The sequence below is a fragment of the Actinotalea sp. JY-7885 genome, from assembly GCF_014525465.1.
Lineage (GTDB): Bacteria > Actinomycetota > Actinomycetes > Actinomycetales > Cellulomonadaceae > Actinotalea.
In genome coordinates, this window is sequence record NZ_JACEXH010000289.1 from 1 (window position 1) to 2282 (window position 2282).

A 2282-nucleotide genomic window follows, 5' to 3' on the forward strand; every position below is an offset into this window, starting at 1 on the left:
GGCCCAGGCGCTGACCTGCGCCGGGACGGCGGGGCTCGGCCCGTCGTGGCCGAGCAGCGCGGCCACGTCCGGTGCCGCGACGCGGCCGCCGCCGCGCGCGAGGAACCGGCCCGCGACGACGCCGCGGGCCACGTGCTCGCCGTCCCGCTCGAAGACCTGGTCGAGGTAGACGACGCGCGGGTCCCAGCCCAGGACCCGCGACGTGATCGTGAACCGCTGGCCGAGCCGCAGCGAGCGGCGGTACGTCATGGTCGTCGCCACGACGACCGGGTACCAGCCGCGCTGCGCGAGCAGCGGCAGCGCGCCCAGGTCCGCCAGGAGGTTGGTGCGGGCCATGTCCATCATCTGCAGGTACACGCCGTTGTTGACGTGCAGGTACATGTCGAGGTCCGCGGGGGTCACGCGCAGCGTGGTCACCGACGGCTCGAGCAGCGTCCGGCCGGGGACGGCCGGGCGGGGGAACCTGACGCCGAGCGCGAGCCGCAGCTGACGCGTCACGGGGTGGCCGGGGCCGGGCGGACCGGCAGCGCGAGCATCTGGTCCAGCGCGACGCGGGCCCAGTGGGCGTCGTCGGGGTCGACGACCACCCGGTTGACGAGGCGGCCCGCCGCGAGCGACTCCAGGGTCCACACGAGGTGCGGCAGGTCGATGCGGTTCATCGTCGAGCAGAAGCAGACGGTGGAGTCCAGGTAGTGCACCGAGAGCTCGGGGTGCTGCCGGGCCAGCCGGCGCACGAGGTTGAGCTCGGTGCCGATCGCCCAGGCGGAGCCCGGCTCCGCGGCGTCCAGCGCCCGGATGATGTACTCGGTCGAGCCGACCATGTCCGCGGCCGCGACCACCTCGTGCTTGCACTCGGGGTGGACCAGCACGGTGACGCCCGGGACGGCGGCGCGGACGTCGGCGACGTTCTGCGCCGAGAAGCGGCCGTGCACCGAGCAGTGGCCGCGCCACAGGATCATCCGGGCCCCGGCGAGCTCGGCCTCGCTCAGCCCGCCGCCGGGGCGGCGCGGGTCGTACACGACGCAGTCGTCCAGGTCGAGCCCGAGATCGCGGACGGCGGTGTTGCGCCCGAGGTGCTGGTCGGGCATGAACAGGACCGCCCCGTCGCCGTCCCGCCCGCCGACGCGGTCGAACGCCCACCGCAGGGCGACCTCAGCGTTGGACGACGTGCACACCGTCCCGCCGTGCCGTCCGGTGAAGGCCTTGATCGCCGCCGTCGAGTTCATGTAGGTCACCGGCACGGTGCGCCCGGCCACGCCCGCGTCGGTGAGCACGTCCCACGCCTCCTCCACCTGGCCGATGGCGGCCATGTCCGCCATGGAGCAGCCGGCGGCCAGGTCGGGCAGGACGACGGCCTGGTCGTCGGAGGTGAGGATGTCCGCGGACTCGGCCATGAAGTGGACGCCGCAGAAGACGATGTGCTCGGCGTCGGGCCGTGCCGCGGCGTCGCGCGCGAGCTTGAAGGAGTCCCCGGTGACGTCGGCGAAGGCGATGACCTCGTCGCGCTGGTAGTGGTGCCCGAGCACGAAGGCCCGGTCCCCGAGCGCCGCGCGCGCCACGCGGGCGCGCTCGACCAGGTCGGGGTCGGACGGGTCCGGCAGGGCGCCGGCGCACTCGACGCCGCGCTCGGACGCGAGGTCCGAGCGTGCGCCCAGGAGCAGCAGGGCCGCGGAGGCCGCGGGCTCCGCGAACGCGGGCGCGGCGGCGGGGACGGCGGGGGTGACGGTGCTCACGGCGGGATCTTCGCACAGGGGCACCTGGGGCAGGATGTGCCGGTGCGCATCCTCCTGGCCCCCGACTGCTTCACCGGGACGCTGACCGCGCGTGCCGCCGCCGACGCGATGGCGACGGGGTGGGGCCGCGGGGCGCCGCACGACGAGGTGGTCCGGCTCCCGCTCGCCGACGGCGGCCCCGGCTTCCTCGAGACGGTCCGCGCCGCGCTCGGCGGCGAGCTGGTGCCCGTCACCGTGCCCGGACCGCTCGGCGAGGACACCCCGGCGCCCGTCCTGGTCGTCGCGGGCGACGACGGACCGGTCGCCTACCTGGAGTCCGCGCAGGCGGTCGGCCTGCACCTCGTGCCCGCCGACCGGCGCGACCCGACGGTGACGAGCTCGTTCGGGCTCGGTCGCCTGCTCGCGGCGGCCCTGGACCTGGGCGCGCGGCGGGTCGTCGTCGGCCTGGGAGGGTCCGCGACCAACGACGCGGGTGCCGGCCTGCTCGCCGGCCTCGGCGTGAGCGGGGCGGTGCTCCGCGGCGGCGGCGGCGGCCTGGGCGCGACGACG

3 protein-coding genes are annotated in these 2282 nt (G+C 76.2%); 1 reads left to right on the forward strand and 2 read right to left on the reverse strand.

Going from position 1 to position 2282, the window contains the following annotated elements; translation table 11 throughout:
* Positions 1–498, reverse strand: a 498-nt coding sequence (locus IDM29_RS16355; protein ID WP_188037803.1) for a thioesterase family protein, incomplete at its 3' end; no start/stop codon positions are given.
* A complete protein-coding gene (gene nadA / locus IDM29_RS16360) occupies positions 495–1733 on the reverse strand; it encodes a quinolinate synthase NadA (RefSeq protein WP_182111349.1) in 1239 nt (412 codons plus the stop codon). The genes nadA and IDM29_RS16355, both read right to left, overlap by 4 nt.
* A 42-nt stretch (positions 1734–1775) precedes the next feature.
* On the opposite strand from nadA, the gene IDM29_RS16365 reads away from it, so the two are divergent.
* Positions 1776–2282, forward strand: a 507-nt coding sequence (locus tag IDM29_RS16365) for a glycerate kinase (RefSeq protein ID WP_188037804.1), incomplete at its 3' end; no start/stop codon positions are given.